This is a genomic window from Streptomyces sp. NPDC046870, from assembly GCF_040704595.1.
Lineage (GTDB): Bacteria > Actinomycetota > Actinomycetes > Streptomycetales > Streptomycetaceae > Streptomyces > Streptomyces argyrophylli.
Genome location: NZ_JBEYXM010000002.1, coordinates 500,109 through 517,185 on the forward strand (window position 1 = coordinate 500,109; position 17,077 = coordinate 517,185).

At 72.6% G+C, this 17,077-nt stretch carries 15 protein-coding genes; 10 read left to right on the forward strand and 5 right to left on the reverse strand.

Annotation, left to right across the window (positions count from 1 at the left end; genetic code table 11):
* The first annotated feature begins 272 nt into the window (after positions 1-272).
* The 3 genes from AB0946_RS06720 (at position 273) to AB0946_RS06730 (ending at position 3,564) form a co-directional block, all read left to right on the forward strand.
* The gene (locus AB0946_RS06720; RefSeq protein ID WP_366759512.1) at positions 273-2,045 is read left to right on the forward strand and encodes a biotin carboxylase N-terminal domain-containing protein; all 1,773 of its coding nucleotides are present in this window, start codon (positions 273-275) and stop codon (positions 2,043-2,045) included.
* Positions 2,046-2,124: 79 nt separating this feature from the next.
* A complete protein-coding gene (locus AB0946_RS06725) occupies positions 2,125-2,601 on the forward strand; it encodes a hypothetical protein (RefSeq protein WP_366759513.1) in 477 nt (158 codons plus the stop codon).
* Positions 2,602-2,604: 3 nt separating this feature from the next.
* On the forward strand, positions 2,605-3,564 hold the full coding sequence (locus AB0946_RS06730) for a hypothetical protein (RefSeq protein WP_366759514.1): 960 nt from the start codon (positions 2,605-2,607) through the stop codon (positions 3,562-3,564).
* Positions 3,565-3,649: 85 nt separating this feature from the next.
* On the opposite strand, the gene AB0946_RS06735 is transcribed toward AB0946_RS06730, so the two are convergent.
* Positions 3,650-4,558, reverse strand: a complete 909-nt coding sequence (locus tag AB0946_RS06735) for a DeoR/GlpR family DNA-binding transcription regulator (RefSeq protein WP_366759516.1) — start codon at positions 4,556-4,558, stop codon at positions 3,650-3,652.
* 190 nt (positions 4,559-4,748) lie between these two features.
* The gene (locus tag AB0946_RS06740; RefSeq protein WP_366759517.1) at positions 4,749-6,197 is read right to left on the reverse strand and encodes an NAD(P)H-quinone dehydrogenase; all 1,449 of its coding nucleotides are present in this window, start codon (positions 6,195-6,197) and stop codon (positions 4,749-4,751) included.
* 96 nt (positions 6,198-6,293) lie between these two features.
* Here AB0946_RS06740 and AB0946_RS06745 point away from each other — a divergent pair, with 96 nt between their 5' ends.
* From AB0946_RS06745 to AB0946_RS06755, 3 genes are all read left to right on the forward strand, one after another.
* Positions 6,294-6,731 carry a gamma-glutamylcyclotransferase gene (locus tag AB0946_RS06745; protein WP_014674593.1) on the forward strand — a complete coding sequence of 146 codons (438 nt, stop codon included), beginning with the start codon at positions 6,294-6,296 and terminating at the stop codon, positions 6,729-6,731.
* 134 nt (positions 6,732-6,865) lie between these two features.
* Positions 6,866-7,690, forward strand: coding sequence for a purine-nucleoside phosphorylase (locus AB0946_RS06750; RefSeq protein ID WP_171153358.1), 825 nt, complete (start codon positions 6,866-6,868; stop codon positions 7,688-7,690).
* A 920-nt stretch (positions 7,691-8,610) separates the two neighbouring features.
* Entirely contained in the window at positions 8,611-10,242 is a 1,632-nt protein-coding gene (locus tag AB0946_RS06755) for a phospho-sugar mutase (protein ID WP_366759518.1), read from the forward strand.
* A 355-nt stretch (positions 10,243-10,597) separates the two neighbouring features.
* Here the strand turns inward: AB0946_RS06755 and AB0946_RS06760 are convergent, their stop codons facing one another.
* A complete protein-coding gene (locus tag AB0946_RS06760; protein ID WP_366759519.1) occupies positions 10,598-11,299 on the reverse strand; it encodes a PH domain-containing protein in 702 nt (233 codons plus the stop codon).
* 136 nt (positions 11,300-11,435) lie between these two features.
* On the opposite strand from AB0946_RS06760, the gene deoC reads away from it, so the two are divergent.
* The 3 genes from deoC to AB0946_RS06775 are packed head-to-tail and all read left to right on the forward strand — an operon-like array spanning position 11,436 to position 14,709.
* The gene (gene deoC, locus AB0946_RS06765) at positions 11,436-12,395 is read left to right on the forward strand and encodes a deoxyribose-phosphate aldolase (protein WP_366759817.1); all 960 of its coding nucleotides are present in this window, start codon (positions 11,436-11,438) and stop codon (positions 12,393-12,395) included.
* 6 nt (positions 12,396-12,401) lie between these two features.
* A complete protein-coding gene (locus AB0946_RS06770; RefSeq protein ID WP_366759520.1) occupies positions 12,402-13,832 on the forward strand; it encodes an aldehyde dehydrogenase family protein in 1,431 nt (476 codons plus the stop codon).
* Complete coding sequence (locus AB0946_RS06775; RefSeq protein WP_366759521.1) at positions 13,825-14,709, forward strand: aldehyde dehydrogenase family protein; 885 nt, start codon at positions 13,825-13,827, stop codon at positions 14,707-14,709. The genes AB0946_RS06770 and AB0946_RS06775 overlap by 8 nt, the downstream gene beginning before the upstream one ends.
* A gap of 115 nt (positions 14,710-14,824) precedes the next feature.
* Here AB0946_RS06775 and AB0946_RS06780 read toward each other — a convergent pair whose 3' ends face one another.
* The gene (locus tag AB0946_RS06780; RefSeq protein WP_366759522.1) at positions 14,825-15,226 is read right to left on the reverse strand and encodes a hypothetical protein; all 402 of its coding nucleotides are present in this window, start codon (positions 15,224-15,226) and stop codon (positions 14,825-14,827) included.
* Positions 15,227-15,386: 160 nt separating this feature from the next.
* Between AB0946_RS06780 and AB0946_RS06785 the strand changes: the two genes are divergently transcribed.
* Complete coding sequence (locus AB0946_RS06785; RefSeq protein WP_366759818.1) at positions 15,387-15,989, forward strand: uridine kinase; 603 nt, start codon at positions 15,387-15,389, stop codon at positions 15,987-15,989.
* A gap of 149 nt (positions 15,990-16,138) precedes the next feature.
* Here AB0946_RS06785 and AB0946_RS06790 read toward each other — a convergent pair whose 3' ends face one another.
* Positions 16,139-16,909 carry a SigE family RNA polymerase sigma factor gene (locus tag AB0946_RS06790; protein ID WP_366759523.1) on the reverse strand — a complete coding sequence of 257 codons (771 nt, stop codon included), beginning with the start codon at positions 16,907-16,909 and terminating at the stop codon, positions 16,139-16,141.
* Positions 16,910-17,077 lie beyond the last annotated feature (168 nt).

Sequence of the window (17,077 nt, forward strand, 5' to 3'; positions counted from 1 at the left end):
GTTCGGGCGGCAGCAAAGAATCATTGGGCCATTCGTAGGGACTCGACAAAGAATCCGAGTGGCCCGCAGCACGCCTTCACAGAGACCTTGGCCACATGACAGGGCTAGGGTTTTCCGCAGGAGTCCTGCGTACCGAGGTGCGACATGGGCTTTCGCGGGTCGAGCGGGCCTCGCATCACGCTCCGTGTGGGCAAGCTCACCACAGGGGACGGGTCGAAGTGCCGTGTCGGCAGTCCCTAAACTCGGCTTGTTTCAAGGAGGGAGCCTCAATCGTGCGCAAGGTGCTCATCGCCAACCGTGGCGAAATCGCTGTCCGCGTGGCCCGGGCCTGCCGGGACGCCGGGATCGCGAGCGTGGCCGTCTACGCCGACCCGGACCGGGACGCTCTGCATGTCCGCGCCGCGGATGAGGCGTTCGCTCTGGGCGGTGACACCCCGGCCACCAGCTACCTGGTCATCGAAAAGATCTTGAACGCGGCGCGTGAGTCCGGCGCGGACGCCGTCCACCCGGGGTACGGCTTCCTCTCGGAGAACGCCGAGTTCGCGCAGGCCGTGCTGGACGCCGGCCTGATCTGGATCGGCCCGCCGCCGCAGGCGATCCGCGACCTGGGCGACAAGGTCGCCGCCCGGCACATCGCCCAGCGCGCCGGCGCGCCGCTGGTCGCCGGTACACCCGATCCGGTGAGCGGTGCCGAGGAGGTCGTGGCCTTCGCCCGGGAGCACGGCCTGCCCATCGCCATCAAGGCCGCCTTCGGTGGCGGTGGCCGCGGCCTGAAGGTGGCCCGCACCCTCGAAGAGGTCCCGGAGCTGTACGACTCCGCGGTGCGCGAGGCGGTCGCCGCCTTCGGCCGCGGCGAGTGCTTCGTCGAGCGCTACCTGGACCGTCCGCGCCACGTGGAGACCCAGTGCCTGGCCGACAAGCACGGCAACGTGGTCGTGGTCTCCACCCGTGACTGCTCCCTGCAGCGCCGCCACCAGAAGCTGGTCGAGGAGGCCCCGGCGCCGTTCCTGTCCGAGGAGCAGGTCGCCGAGCTGTACCGCGCGTCGAAGGCGATCCTGAAGGAGGCCCGCTACGAGGGCGCCGGCACCTGTGAGTTCCTGGTCGGCCAGGACGGCACGATCTCCTTCCTGGAGGTGAACACCCGCCTCCAGGTGGAGCACCCGGTGACCGAGGAGGTCGCCGGCATCGACCTGGTCCGCGAGATGTTCCGCATCGCCGACGGCGAGGAACTCGGTTACGGCGATCCGGTGCTGCGCGGTCACTCGTTCGAGTTCCGTATCAACGGTGAGGACCCGGGCCGCAACTTCCTCCCGGCCCCCGGCACGGTCACCCGGTTCGACCCGCCGTCCGGCCCCGGCGTCCGCCTGGACGCGGGCGTGGAGTCCGGCTCGGTCATCGGCCCGGCCTGGGACTCGCTGCTCGCCAAGCTGGTCGTGACCGGCCGTACCCGCAAGGAGGCCCTGGAGCGGGCCGCCCGCGCGCTGGACGAGTTCCAGGTCGAGGGCATGGCCACGGCGATCCCCTTCCACCGCGTGGTGGTGCGGGACCCGGCCTTCGCCCCCGAGCTGACCGGCTCCCAGGACCCCTTCACGGTCCACACCCGCTGGATCGAGACCGAGTTCGTCAACGAGATCAAGCCGTTCGCCGCGCCCGCCGACGCCGAGGCGGAGGAGGAGCTGGGCCGCGAGACGGTCGTCGTCGAGGTCGGCGGCAAGCGCCTGGAGGTCTCGCTGCCGTCGTCGCTGGGCATGAGCCTGGCCCGCACGGGCCTCGCGGCCGGCGCCAAGCCGAAGCGCCGCGCGGCGAAGAAGTCCGGCCCGGTCGCCTCCGGTGACACCCTCGCCTCGCCGATGCAGGGCACGATCGTGAAGATCGCCGTCGAGGAGGGCCAGGAGGTCAAGGAGGGCGACCTGGTCGTCGTCCTGGAGGCCATGAAGATGGAACAGCCCCTGAACGCCCACAAGGCGGGCACCATCAAGGGCCTGACCGCCGAGGTCGGCGCGTCCATCACGTCGGGCGCGGCGATCTGCGAGATCAAGGACTGAGGTCCGACCGCGAAAGACCGAGCCGGCCCCCGGAAAACACCCGGGGGCCGGCCGCTTTTCCGGGCTCTAAGCTGGCCGCGTGGACTTCGTCTTCACCGTCATCAGCGCCGACGCCGGTCAGGTCGAAGGGCTGCTCCAGTGGTTACGGCAGGACGCGGGCACGCCGGCGTGGTCCAGTCAGGCGGTCCCCGTCCGGCACAGCGTGGACTTCCGGGTCAGCGGCGACATCGACACAGCGGCCCGGTTCGCGCGGTCCCTGGTCGACTGGCGGGACGAGACTGCCAGGACCGTCGGCACCGTGTTCGTCACGGTGGACGTGTCCGCCACGACGACGTTCAGCGTCTCCCTGCCCCACCGCGCGACGGATCGTGAACTCAGGGACCGGCTCTCACAGTTGGTCGGGGACGCCATACGTGCCGCGGTGACGCCCGGCACCGTCCACTTGGCCCAGGAGCGGATCGGCGCGGAGACGCCGGCCCCACCGGTGGGCCACACCTCCCCCGGCCCCGTGCTCGACCCCGACGACGACTGGGCGCGCGACACGGAGGGCTCGTAGTCCGTGGGAGACATCGCCAAGGGCGCCCTCGGCGGCGGATGGGCCCTGCTCGTCGGATGGATCCTGCCGACCGCACTGAATCTGGCCGTCTTCCTGTTCGCGGTCGCGCCCAGCGTGCACCGCCCCGCGATCCTGGCCGGGCACCATCCGGCCACCGGGGGCCGTACGGCGCTGCTGCTCCTGGTCGCGGCCGTCCTGCTCGGCCTGGTCCTCAACGCCCTGCAGACGCCCCTCTACCGGTTCCTGGAGGGGTACGCGTTGTGGCCGGCGGTGGCGTACGAGCGGGGCTGCCGGGTGCAGCGGGCCCGGCGGGGGCGGATCGCCGACCGGCTGGCGGCGACCGCCGGCGCAGCACCGATCCGGCGGGCCCTGCTCGCCGAGAAGCTGAGCCGCTACCCCGTGGACGACGACCAGATCGCCCCGACCCGGCTCGGCAACGCCATCCGCCGCTTCGAGGAGTACGGCCACGACCGCTACCGTCTGGACACCCAGGTTCTGTGGAACGAGTTGACCAGCGCCGCACCGGAGTGGACCCGCAAGCAGAACGAGAGCGCCCGCACCAACGTCGACTTCTTCGTGGCCCTGCTGTACGGCCATGCGGTGGTGGCCGCGACGGCCTTCACCGCACTGTCGTCCGGACGGGGCGATCGCCCGGTGCTGGCGGTCACGGGCGTCGTACTGGTCGTCCTGATCCCGGTCTGGTACCACGCGGCCGTGGCCGCCACCGACGAGTGGGCGGCGGCGGTGCGCGCCCTGGTCAACCTGGGCCGCAAGCCGCTCGCCGAGGCACTCGGCCTGGACCTGCCGGGAGACCTGGAGGAGGAGCGCACCATGTGGCAACTGGTGACCCGGATGTCCCGCCGCCGGTACGCCCCGGCAGCCGTCACGGCCTTCGCCCCCTACCGGGCCCGGCCCAACCGGCCCGAGGACAGCGGGCCCGACGCGGCGCGGAACCGTTCGTGACGAGCGGCCGCCGTGTGGGCGCGCACGACCGTCGCGGACCCGCAGCGGCCCGACGCCCCGTGCCCGGACGGGCGCCCGGGTGTTCTCAGCGCCTTCGCAGATCGGCGACGCGTCCCCGCTCGGCCGCGGCCGACTCCCCCAGCCCGGCCCCCGAGCGGAGCGCCACGTGCCCCCGGCGCGGCCCCGGCAGTGGGGCTCGGCGGGTCGCCGGGACCTGTTCACCCCCCGGGTTCCCACTCGCCCCGGCGACGGCGATCTGCACGCCCTGGTCCGCGAGCGCCTGCAACTCCGTGGCGGCGCGGTCGTCGTGGGCCGGGGGCTCGTCGGTGACCAGCCGGGTGATGAGGTCCGTGGGCACGGTCTGGAACATGGTGTCCGTGCCGAGCTTGGTGTGGTCGGCGAGGACCACGACCTCCGCCGCGGCCTGGACGAGGGCCCGGTCGACGGAGGCCGAGAGCATGTTGGAGGTGGACAGGCCGCGCTCGGCCGTCAGGCCGCTTCCGGACAGGAAGGCCTTCGACACGCGCAGGCCCTGGAGGGACTGCTCCGCGCCGGAGCCGACGAGGGCGTAGTTGGAGCCGCGCAGGGTGCCTCCGGTCATCACGACCTCCACCCGGTTGGCATGGGCCAGCGCCTGCGCCACCAGGAGGGAGTTGGTGACGACCGTCAGGCCCGGCACACGCGCGAGCCGGCGGGCCAGCTCCTGCGTGGTCGTACCGGCCCCGACCACGATCGCCTCGCCCTCGTCGACGAGGCCCGCGGCGAGGTCGGCGATGGCCGTCTTCTCGGCGGTCGCGAGATGGGATTTCTGCGGAAAGCCGGATTCTCGCGTGAACCCGCCCGGCAGTACCGCACCGCCGTGCCGGCGGTCGAGGAGTCCTTCTGCCTCCAGTGCCCGCACGTCCCGCCGTACGGTCACTTCGGAGGTCTGGACGACGCGGGCGAGCTCACGGAGCGACACGGCACCGTTCGCTCGCACCATTTCTAGGATCAATTGGCGACGTTCAGCAGCGAACACGAAACTGACAGTAACCCCAGCGACCGTCTGCTTTCAGCAGTTTGCGCCGAATAGCAGAAGTTGTTCGCATGACAGGGCGGGAAGTGGTATAGAACCCGCCCGCCCCGACTATGCCGGCCGCACACGCCACAACACCCCGTGACCAGGGGGAAGTCGGCGGCGGCCGTCAGGCCTCCGCGCTCGCCTTACGGGTGTGCAGCTGCCGCGCGACCTCCGCGATCGACCCCGAAAGGGAGGGGTACACCGTGAACGCGTTCGCGATCTGTTCGACCGTCAGATTGTTGTCGACGGCGATCGAGATGGGGTGGATCAGTTCCGAGGCGCGCGGCGCCACGACCACCCCGCCGACCACGATGCCCGTGCCCGGCCGGCAGAAGATCTTCACGAAGCCGTCCCGGATGCCCTGCATCTTGGCGCGCGGGTTGCGCAGCAGCGGCAGCTTGACGACCTTCGCGTCGATCTTCCCCGCGTCCACGTCCGCCTGGCTGTAACCGACGGTGGCGATCTCGGGGTCGGTGAAGACGTTGGACGAGACGGTCTTCAGGTTCAGCGGGGCCACCGCGTCGCCGAGGAAGTGGTACATGGCGATGCGCCCCTGCATGGCGGCGACGGACGCGAGGGCGAAGACGCCGGTCACGTCACCGGCCGCGTAGACGCCGGGCGCGGTCGTCCGGGACACCTTGTCCGTCCAGATGTGACCCGAGTCGCGCAGCTTGACCCCGGCCTCCTCCAGGCCGAGGCCCGCGCTGTTCGGGATGGCACCGACCGCCATCAGGCAGTGCGAGCCGGTGATGACCCGGCCGTCGGCCAGCGTCACCTCGACCCGGTCACCGACCCGCTTGGCGGACTGCGCGCGGGAGCGGGCCATGACGTTCATGCCGCGGCGCCGGAAGACGTCCTCCAGGACGGCGGCGGCGTCCGGGTCCTCTCCCGGCAGCACGCGGTCGCGGGACGACACGAGCGTGACCTTCGACCCCAGGGCCTGGTACGCGCCGGCGAACTCGGCACCGGTCACGCCCGACCCGACCACGATCAGCTCTTCGGGCAGCTCGGTGAGGTCGTAGACCTGGGTCCAGTTGAGGATGCGCTCGCCGTCGGGCCGGGCGTCGGGCAGCTCGCGCGGATGACCGCCGGTGGCGATGAGGACGGCGTCGGCGGTGAGCGTCTCCTCGGTGCCGTCGGCGGCGGTGACGACGACCTTCCGGGACCCGTCCAGGGCCTGCATGCCGTCCAGCCGGCCGCGCCCCCGCATGACCCGGGCGCCGGCCCGGGTGACGGAGGCGGTGATGTCGTGGGACTGGGCGAGCGCCAGCCGCTTCACCCGGCGGTTGACCTTCCCGAGGTCCACGCCGACCACCCGGGCCGCCTGCTCCAGCGGCGGGGTGTCGTCCGCGACGATGATGCCGAGCTCTTCGTACGACGAGTCGAAGGTCGTCATGACCTCGGCCGTAGCGATAAGGGTCTTCGACGGCACGCAGTCGGTCAGCACCGACGCTCCGCCCAGACCGTCGCAGTCGACGACGGTCACCTCCGCGCCGAGCTGAGCGGCCACCAGCGCCGCTTCGTATCCGCCGGGTCCGCCACCGATGATCACGATCCGAGTCACGTACTCCATTGTCCCGCACGCTTCAAGGTGCCACTGCCCGGGGGCGCCACCCGGTGACTCCCGGGACGCCCGGGACCCGTGGTGTGCCTGCCGTACCCTCTCTCCATGTCGCTCTATGCCGCGTACGCCGGCAACCTCGACGCGCGCCTGATGTCCCGCCGCGCCCCGCACTCCCCGCTGCGCGCCACCGGCTGGCTGAACGGCTGGCGGCTGACCTTCGGCGGCGAGCAGCTGGGCTGGGAGGGAGCGCTGGCGACGATCGTCGAGGACCCGCTGGCCGAGGTGTTCGTCGGCCTCTACGACATCGCGCCCATGGACGAGGAGTCGCTCGACCGGTGGGAGGGCGTGGGCCTCGACATCTACCGCCGGGTACGCGTGCGCGTGCACACCCTGGACGGTGAGGAGCCGGCCTGGGCGTACGTCCTCAACGCGTACGAGGGCGGGCTGCCGTCGGCGCGCTATCTGGGCGAGATCGCCGACGCGGCGGAGTCGGCGGGGGCTCCGCACGACTACGTGATGGAGCTCCGCAAGCGCCCCTGCTGATCCTCCCGGCACCCTCTGTGCCGTGTTTTGCTCCGCTTTTTACGGCTGCTTGTGGAAACCGACAAGACAACGAAGGCAAACCCGTGGGCTCTGTCATCTACGCGCGTAGGCGAAGACCGGCTACCCTCATCGGCGTGAACGCATCTCTTCTTCCGGACGACATCCAGGGCGACCCCTACGCGGCCGCCGACGCCGCCGCCGCGCGCCTGCGCGCCCTCACGGGCGCCGAGACCCACGACGTCGCCCTCGTGATGGGCTCCGGCTGGGCTCCGGCCGTCGACGCCCTCGGGGCGCCGGACGCCGAGTTCCAGGTCACCGAGCTGCCCGGCTTCCCGCCGCCGGCCGTCGAGGGCCACGGCGGAAAGATCCGCTCGTACTCCTCCGGTGACAAGCGCGCCCTGGTCTTCCTGGGCCGCACCCACTACTACGAGGGACGCGGCGTGGCCGCGGTGGCGCACGGCGTCCGTACGGCCGTCGCGGCCGGCTGCAAGACCATCGTGCTGACCAACGGCTGCGGCGGTCTGCGCGAGGGCATGCGGCCCGGCCAGCCGGTGCTGATCAGCGACCACATCAACCTGACGGCGACGTCCCCGATCGTCGGCGCGAACTTCGTCGACCTGACGGACCTGTACTCGCCGCGCCTGCGCGCCCTGTGCAAGGAGATCGACCCCACGCTGGAGGAGGGCGTCTACGCCCAGTTCCCCGGCCCGCACTACGAGACCCCGGCCGAGATCCGCATGGCCCGCGTCATCGGCGCGGACCTGGTCGGCATGTCCACGGTGCTGGAGGCCATCGCCGCCCGCGAGGCCGGCGCCGAGGTGCTCGGCATCTCCCTGGTCACCAACCTGGCCGCGGGCATGACCGGCGAACCCCTCAACCACGAGGAGGTCCTCCAGGCCGGCCGCGACTCGGCAGCCCGCATGGGCGAACTGCTGGCGCGGGTCCTGGGCAGGATCTGACGAGACGCTGCGCCCGACTCCGACCGGACCGCCGCACCGACCGCGTCGGGGTGACACGGAGCGCCTGGCCCCGGGAGGGACAGCGCGCTTGGGTCTCGGCGGGGTCGGGGGCTTGGCCCCGGGAGGGACAGCGCGCTTGGCTCCGGGCGGGGGGCGGTGTGCCGGCCGGCTGGGACGGAGCGCCGGGCTTGGCCCTGGGCGGGCGTGGGGCTCGGCCTTGAGCGGGGCACGGGCTTGGCTCTCGGCGGGCGTGGGGTTCGGCTCCGGACAGGAGCGGAGCGCCGACCGGCTTCGGGCGGAGCACCAGGCTCGACCCTGGGCGGAGCACCAGGCCTGGCTCCGGGCCGGGGCGGTGTGCCGGCCGGCTGGGGCGAAGCGCCGGGCTTGGCCCTGGGCGGGCGTGGGGCTCGGCCTTGAGCGGAGCACCGGGCTTGGCCCTCGGCGGGCGTGGGGTTCGGCTCCGGACAGGAGCGGAGCGCCGACCGGCTTCGGGCGGAGCACCAGGCTCGGCCCTCGGCGGAGCACCGCCCCTGGCTCTGAAAGGAGCACCGCGCTTGGCCCTCGGGCGGGCGTAGGGCTCGGCTCCGGACAGGGGCGGAGCACCGGGCTCGGCTTCGAACGGAGCCGCTGGGCTCGGCCGGCGGTGGCGCGGCGGGCGGCTCTCCGGAGCGCGGCCGGCGACTGATGCCGGCGGCCCGGGGCAGGCGCGTACCGCGAGCGGCCGGGAGCGGCCCGCCGTGCGGCCGGCGGCTCACAGCGGGCGCGGTTACCGCACGCGGCCGTGCGTGGTGCGCGGCGCGCGATGCGGCAAGCTCCCTTCCATGCCGCGCCCGGCTCCCAGGGGGCGCCGGCGGCAGGTGGGGGTCCGGGGGCGGCGCCCCCGGTTGGACGAGGCAAACACAGGAGAGGTTGATCCCAAGGTGCACGACGATCTCATCGCCCGGGCCAAGGCCTGGCTCGCCGAGGACCCGGACCAGGAGACCCGCGACGAACTGGCCGCGCTGCTCGACGCCGGTGCCGTCGAGGAGCTGACGGACCGCTTCTCCGGCACACTCCAGTTCGGCACCGCCGGCCTGCGCGGCGAGCTGGGCGCCGGCCCGATGCGCATGAACCGCAGTGTCGTCATCCGCGCCGCCGCCGGACTCGCCGCGTACCTGAAGAAGAACGGCCACCCCGGTGGACTCGTCGTCATCGGCTACGACGCCCGGCACAAGTCCGCCGACTTCGCCCGGGACACCGCCGCCGTCATGACCGGCGCCGGCCTGCGTGCGGCCGTACTCCCCCGCCCCCTGCCCACCCCCGTGCTGGCCTTCGCGATAAGGCACCTCGGCGCGGTCGCGGGCGTCGAGGTCACCGCCAGCCACAACCCGCCCCGGGACAACGGCTACAAGGTCTACCTCGGCGACGGCTCCCAGATCGTCCCGCCCGCCGACGCGGAGATCGCCGCCGAGATCGCCGCGATCGCCTCCCTGCACGACGTACCCCGTCCGGAGAGCGGCTGGGAGACCCTGGACGAGTCGGTCCTGGACGCCTATCTCGCCCGTACGGACGCCGTGCTGGACCCCGCCTCCCCCCGTACCGCCCGCACGGTCTACACGGCGATGCACGGCGTCGGCCGGGACGTCCTGCTGGCCGCGTTCGCCCGGGCCGGCTTCCCCGAGCCGGTGCTGGTCGCCGAGCAGGCCGACCCGGACCCGGACTTCCCGACGGTCGCCTTCCCGAACCCGGAGGAGCCGGGCGCGATGGACCTGGCGTTCGCGCGGGCCCGCGCCACCGACCCGGACCTGGTGATCGCCAACGACCCCGACGCGGACCGCTGCGCGGTGGCCGTGAAGGACGGCGGCGACTGGCGGATGCTGCGCGGCGACGAGGTCGGCGCCCTGCTCGCCGCCCATCTGGTCCGCCGTGGCGCCCGGGGCACCTTCGCCGAGTCGATCGTCTCCTCCTCCCTGCTCGGCCGGATCGCGCAGAAGGCGGGGCTGCCGTACGAGGAGACGCTGACCGGCTTCAAGTGGATCGCCCGGGTCGACGGCCTGCGCTACGGCTACGAGGAAGCCCTCGGCTACTGCGTGGACCCGGACGGCGTGCGTGACAAGGACGGCATCACCGCCGCGCTGCTGGTCACCGAGCTGGCGTCCGCGCTGAAGGAGGAGGGCCGTACCCTCCTCGACCTGCTCGACGACCTGGCCGTGGAGCACGGCCTGCACGCCACCGACCAGCTGTCGGTGCGCGTCCAGGACCTGTCGCTGATCGCGGACGCGATGCGCCGTCTGCGCGAGCAGCCGCCGGCCGGTCTCGCCGGGCTGCCCGTCGTCCGGGCCGAGGACCTGAGCCGGGGCACGGAGAAGCTGCCGCCCACGGACGGCCTGCGCTACACGCTCGACGGCGCCCGGGTCATCGTCCGTCCCAGCGGTACCGAGCCGAAGCTGAAGTGCTACCTGGAGGTCGTCGTACCGGTCGCGGCACACGCCGACCTGCCGGCCGCCCGCGCCCGCGCGGCGGAGCTGCTGGCGGCCGTCAAGCGCGACCTGTCGGCGGCTGCCGGCATCTGAGGATCCGGGGCCCTGCTGTCCGTCCGCACGCCAGCGACCGCAGGGCCGCCGTCCCTCCGCACGACAGCACCCGCGGGGCCGTCGTCGTGCCGCCGCGAGCACCAGCGCCCGGCGTCACAGCGGCGGACAGCCCGCGCCGCGCCCACGCAGGCACGTCCCGGTACGTCACACAGGAAACCCGGTCCGAGGCCCGCAGCCGACGTACACCGACACCCGCCCGGGCCGCGACGGCGAACCGCCCCGCCCCTCCCGCGCAGGCACCCGTCCCAGCGGGAAACCGGCGGCTCCGCTCCAGCCCGACCAGGCCGTGGCCCCCCGCCTCCGCGGGCCGCACAGGCAGCCTCCGCGGGCTCCCTCAGCCCACCGCCAGCAGGATCGCCAGCAGTACCGCTCCGGCGACCGCGGGCGCGGCCACCTCGTAGGCCCAGCGGACGGTGATCTCGCCCTGTGCCGACTCGGCCTGCCCGCGCCGTTCCAGCATCTCGCCCAGGTCGGCCATGATCTGGTCGGTCTCCGCCCGGGCCGGCCCCGCGTCCGGGCCGCGCACGCTGAACCCGCCGAAGCCGAGGCCGCTCGGTGCGAGCGTCCCGTCCCGGCCGCCCCGGGCGGTGCCGCGGGCCGCGTCCGCCGCCGCGCGCTGCTGGCGGCGGACTGCCTTCTTGCGGGCCCGCAGCGAGACGGGGACCGCCCACAGCTGGTACTTGGTTCCGGACTTGGCGACGACCTCGTTGGAGTACCCGGAGCGCAGGCCGGCGATCTCGCCCCAGGGCAGGGTGATCACCCGGAACGGGTTGCGGACGCGCAGCCGGTCCTCGCCCGCGAACACCGCCGGGCGGAGCGTGAAGGCGAGGACCAGCGGCACGATCAGGATCATCCCGGCCAGCGCCAGCCACGGGGTCCGGCCGTGGCCCTTGAACAGGGCGTCGAAGCCCAGCCAGAGGACGACCAGGAGCAGCAGCGTGCCGCCCGCCAGCGCGAGGGGCGAGCGGTAGACGCGGTCCTTGGCGGCGGGCGCCGGCGGCTGTGACGCGGGTGACGGGTGGTCCGGGGTGGTCATGGCCCCGATTCTGCACGACGCCGTACGCGGGGCGGCCACGCGCCCGTGAACCGGCGCTCATCCGTGATGTCGGCCTCGGGGTCGGGCCCGGGGGGTGTACAGCCGCTACGCGCGTAGATATGCTCGTCTGGTGACCATGCCCACTACCGCACCCACAGCTCACGCTCTCGGTGACGTCACCGCGTCCGACAGCACGCTGCGCCGCTTCCTCCACGGGCTGCCCGGCGTCGACGCGGTCGGCCTGGAGGCGCGCGCCGCGTCCCTCGGCACCCGTTCCATCAAGACCACCGCGAAGGCGTACGCCATCGACCTCGCCATCTCGATGGTCGACCTGACGACGCTGGAAGGCGCGGACACCCCGGGCAAGGTCCGGGCGCTCGGCGCCAAGGCGGTCCACCCGGACCCCACGGACCGCACGACCCCGACGACGGCCGCGGTCTGCGTCTACCCCGACATGGTGGCCGTCGCCAAGGAGGCCGTCGCCGGCTCCGGCGTCAAGGTCGCCTCCGTGGCCACCGCCTTCCCGGCCGGCCGTGCCGCGCTCGACGTGAAGCTGGCCGACGTCCGTGAGGCCGTCGCCGCCGGCGCCGACGAGATCGACATGGTCATCGACCGGGGCGCGTTCCTCGCCGGCAGGTACCTGAAGGTGTACGACGAGATCGTCGCCGTGAAGGAGGCCTGCGGGACGAACGCCCGGCTGAAGGTCATCTTCGAGACCGGCGAGCTGTCGACGTACGACAACATCCGCCGCGCCTCCTGGCTCGGCATGCTGGCCGGCGCCGACTTCATCAAGACGTCGACGGGCAAGGTCGCCGTCAACGCCACGCCCGCGAACACCCTCCTCATGCTGGAGGCGGTCCGCGACTTCCGGGCCCAGACCGGCGTCCAGGTCGGCGTGAAGCCGGCCGGCGGCATCCGCACCAGCAAGGACGCGATCAAGTTCCTGGTCCTGGTCAACGAGACCGCGGGCGAGGACTGGCTGGACAACCACTGGTTCCGCTTCGGCGCCTCCTCGCTCCTGAACGACCTGCTGATGCAGCGCCAGAAGCTGGCCACCGGCCGCTACTCCGGTCCCGACTACGTGACGGTGGACTGATCCCCCATGGCATTCGAGTACGCACCCGCCCCCGAGTCCCGCGCGATCGTCGACATCGCGCCCTCGTACGGTCTGTTCATCGACGGCGAGTTCACCGAGGCGGCCGACGGCAAGGTCTTCAAGACGGTCTCGCCGTCGACGGAGGAGGTCCTCGCCGAGGTCGCCCAGGCCGGTTCCGAGGACGTCGACCGTGCCGTCAGGGCCGCCCGCAAGGCGTTCGAGAAGTGGTCCGCGCTGCCCGGCTCGGAGCGCGCCAAGTACCTGTTCCGCATCGCCCGGATCGTCCAGGAGCGCAGCCGTGAGCTGGCCGTCCTGGAGACGCTGGACAACGGCAAGCCGATCAGGGAGACCCGCGACGCGGACCTTCCGCTGGTCGCCGCGCACTTCTTCTACTACGCGGGCTGGGCCGACAAGCTCGGCCACGCCGGCTTCGGCCCGGACCCGAGGCCGCTGGGCGTGGCCGGCCAGGTCATCCCGTGGAACTTCCCGCTGCTGATGCTGGCGTGGAAGATCGCCCCGGCCCTCGCGACCGGCAACACGGTCGTCCTGAAGCCCGCCGAGACGACCCCGCTGTCCGCCCTGTTCTTCGCGGACGTCTGCCGCCAGGCCGGCCTGCCCAGGGGTGTCGTCAACATCCTCCCGGGCTACGGCGACGCGGGCGCCGCGCTGGTCGCCCACCCCGACGTGAACAAGGTGGCCTTCACCGGCTCCACGGCCGTCGGCAAGGAGATCGCCCGCACGGTCGCCGGCACCCGTAAGAAGCTCACGCTCGAACTGGGCGGCAAGGGCGCGAACATCGTCTTCGACGACGCGCCGATCGACCAGGCCGTCGAGGGCATCGTCAACGGCATCTTCTTCAACCAGGGCCAGGTCTGCTGCGCGGGCTCCCGCCTGCTGGTCCAGGAGTCGATCCAGGACGAGCTGCTGGACTCCCTCAAGCGCCGTTTGTCCACGCTGCGCCTCGGCGACCCGCTGGACAAGAACACCGACATCGGCGCGATCAACTCCGCCGAGCAGCTGGCCCGGATCACCGCGCTGGCCGAGCAGGGCGAGGCGGAGGGCGCGGAGCGCTGGTCGCCGGCCTGTGAACTGCCCTCGTCGGGTTACTGGTTCGCCCCGACGCTGTTCACGAACGTCACCCAGGCGCACACCATCGCCCGCGACGAGATCTTCGGCCCGGTGCTGTCGGTCCTCACCTTCCGTACGCCCGACGAGGCCGTCGCCAAGGCCAACAACACCCAGTACGGCCTCTCGGCCGGCATCTGGACCGAGAAGGGCTCGCGCATCCTGGCCGTCGCGAACAAGCTGCGCGCCGGTGTGGTCTGGTCCAACACGTTCAACAAGTTCGACCCGACCTCGCCGTTCGGCGGTTACAAGGAGTCGGGCTTCGGCCGCGAGGGCGGCCGCCACGGCCTGGAGGCGTACCTCGATGTCTGACCGACTCAGTGTGTTCAAGACCTACAAGCTGTACGTCGGCGGGAAGTTCCCGCGTTCCGAGAGCGGCCGGGTGTACGAGGTGCAGGACTCGAAGGGCAACTGGCTGGCCAACGCTCCGCTGTCCTCCCGCAAGGACGCCCGTGACGCGGTGACCGCCGCGCGCAAGGCGTTCGGCGGCTGGTCCGGCGCGACCGCCTACAACCGCGGCCAGGTCCTCTACCGCGTCGCGGAGATGCTGGAGGGCCGCAGGGAGCAGTTCGTCCGGGAGGTCGCGGACGCGGAGGGCCTGTCGAAGTCGAAGGCGGCGTCCGTCGTGGAGGCGACGATCGACCGCTGGGTCTGGTACGCGGGCTGGACCGACAAGATCGCCCAGGTGATCGGCGGCGCCAACCCGGTCGCGGGCCCGTACTTCAACCTCTCCTCCCCGGAGCCGACCGGCGTAGTCGCCGTGCTGGCCCCGCAGGAGTCGTCCTTCCTCGGCCTGGTGTCGGTCGTGGCCCCGGTGATCGCCACCGGCAACACGGCGATCGTGATCGCCTCCGAGAAGGCCCCGCTGCCGGCCCTGTCCCTGGGCGAGGTGCTGGCCACCTCCGACGTCCCGGGCGGTGTCGTCAACGTCCTGTCCGGCCGTACGGCGGAGATCGCGGCGCCGCTGGCCGCGCATCAGGACGTCAACGCGATCGACCTCGCGGGCGCGGACGAGGACCTGGCGAAGGAGCTGGAGATCGCGGCGGCCGACAACCTGAAGCGGGTGCTCCGTCCACAGGCTGTGGATTACTTCGAGACGCCGGGGACCGAGCGGATGACGGCGTTCCTGGAGACCAAGACCGTGTGGCACCCGACGGGGGCGCTGGGCGCGTCGGGCTCCTCCTACTGAGGGGCCGGGCGGGGAACCGCCGCCGTTCGCCGAACTGCGGGCTGGTCGTTGCTGGTCGCGCCCGCACGGCGGTGCCGCATGCCGGACCCCGCCCCGCGCCCCTTCGGGGGCGCTCTCAGTGACCGAGGGCGCCGAGGGCCTGGCCGACCCCCGGGACGCTGCCGACCGACTGCGCCTGGGCCAGCGGGCGCGTCAGCGTCTGGGAGCCGACCGGCTTGAAGTCGGCCACCTGGGTGCCCACGCCGTTGTCGAGCGGGTCCACGCCCGTGCCCGCGAGCGGGTTGGGCTTGAGACCCGCGACCGGGCCGGTCACGTACTCCACCATGCCGGTCAGGGAGCGCGCGCCCGCCTGGGGGTCGACGTTGCCGAGGTCCAGGGGACGGTGGTGGAGGCCCACGCCGGGGACCGAGCCGGCGGACGCCGTCGCCGCCCCCGCGCCCAGGGCCGCTCCGGCGGTCGCGAGGACGATCAGGGCGCGCTGCGCGGTGGAGTGCCGGGGGAAAGTGTGTCGGGCCATCGCTGGTGCCACCTTCTGGTGCGCAGGGTAAGGGTGTCGGCACTCAGGGTAGTTGAGGCGAGACTCACGCTCAAAAGCCGACCCGCGGGGTCGGCAGGGCGCCCCCCATGCGTCAAACTGGTGTTCCGTGAGCCTTCATCTCCCGTCTCCCGCCCGTGTCGTGCTGCTGTGCGGCCCCTCGGGCTCGGGCAAGTCACTCGTCGCCGCCCGTTCCGGGCTCCCCGTGCTGCGCCTTGACGACTTCTACAAGGAGGGTGACGATCCGACTCTGCCCCTGGTGGAGGGGAGTTCGGACATCGACTGGGACCACCCGGAGTCGTGGGACGCGGACGTCGCCGTCGAGGCCATCGCCCGGCTGTGTGCCACGGGGTCGACGCCGGTGCCGGTGTACGACCTCTCGCTGAGCGCCCGCACCGGCGAGGAGACGCTGCACATCGGCCGTACCCCGCTGTTCATCGCGGAGGGCGTCTTCGCCGCGGAGATCGTCGAGCGCTGCCGGGAACTGGGGCTGCTCGCGGACGCGCTGTGCCTGTCCCGTGGTCCGGTCACCACCTTCCGGCGGCGCTTCCTGCGCGATCTGCGGGAGGGCCGCAAGTCGGTGCCGTTCCTGCTGCGCCGCGGGTGGCGGCTGATGCGCACGGAGCGGTCGATCGTCGCCCGCCAGGTGTCGCTCGGCGCGCACCCCTGCGACCGGGACGAGGCGCTGGGCCGGCTCGCGGCAGCGGTGGCGGGCCGGCAGGTACGGCAGCGGACGGCGGCCTGACCCGTACCGCCCCGTACGCACGCAAGAGCGGGGCCGGCAGGCCCCCCGGCCCACCAGCCCCGTTCCCTTGCTCCCCCGTTTCCCCCGTGGGCCCACCCCCCAGTGGTCCCCGGCCTTTCCCCCGTCTCCCCCGTCGTCCCCCCCGGACCTCAGGCGACCAGTTCGCCGAAGGCGTCCTCCTCGTCACGGCCGAAGCTGAGGACCTCGTCCTCGCGCAGCCGGCGCAGCGAGCGCCAGATGCTGGACTTCACCGTGCCGACGCTGATGCCGAGGATCTCCGCGATCTCCGGGTCCGTGCGGCCCTCGTAGTAGCGCAGGACCAGCATGGTGCGCTGGAGTTCGGGCAGCCGGGCCAGCGCCTGCCACAGGACCGCGCGCAGTTCGGTGCCGCGCATCGCGTCCGTGTCGGAGGGCGTCTCCGGCAGTTCCTCGGTCGGGTACTCGTTGAGCTTGCGGCGCCGCCAGGCGCTGATGTGCAGGTTGGTCATGGTGCGGCGGAGGTATCCGCCGACCGCGGCCTTGTCGCTGATCCGGTCCCAGGCCCGGTACGTCGAGAACAGCGCGCTCTGCAGCAGGTCCTCGGCCTCGAAGCGGTCCCCGGTCAGGTGGTAGGCGGTGGCGTACAGGGAGGCGCGGCGCTCCTGGACGTAGGCGGTGAACTCCGCCTCCGTCAGCGAACGGCGCTCCCCCGGTTCCTCCCTGTACGCGGCTCCCCCGTGAGCCTCCCCCCGTGTGTCAACCACCGCCATGTACGCGGTGTGCTGACGCCCGGTGCCCCGAGCGCATCCCCGCCCTCCCCCACGCTCGAACGCGCTCGCGCGGGAGGGACCCCCCTCGGCACCGGACTTCTCGTTGCCCCGGTGCACGTCGTGCAGACGCGTGACCACTGCGCTGGTGCTGATGCTGTGCAGCGTGTTCATCTCGCGCTCCCCGTCGTGGACTTCCGGTGACTCCGTCTTGCCCGGGCTGGTTCCGGCCGGCGGCCCTGCCCGTGCCGAAAAGACTGCCGGGGTGACTTCATGGCCGTGTCTGCCGACTGTCACAGACCTGTCACAGGGGTCCCGCCCAGGCGGGTCACACACCGCGCA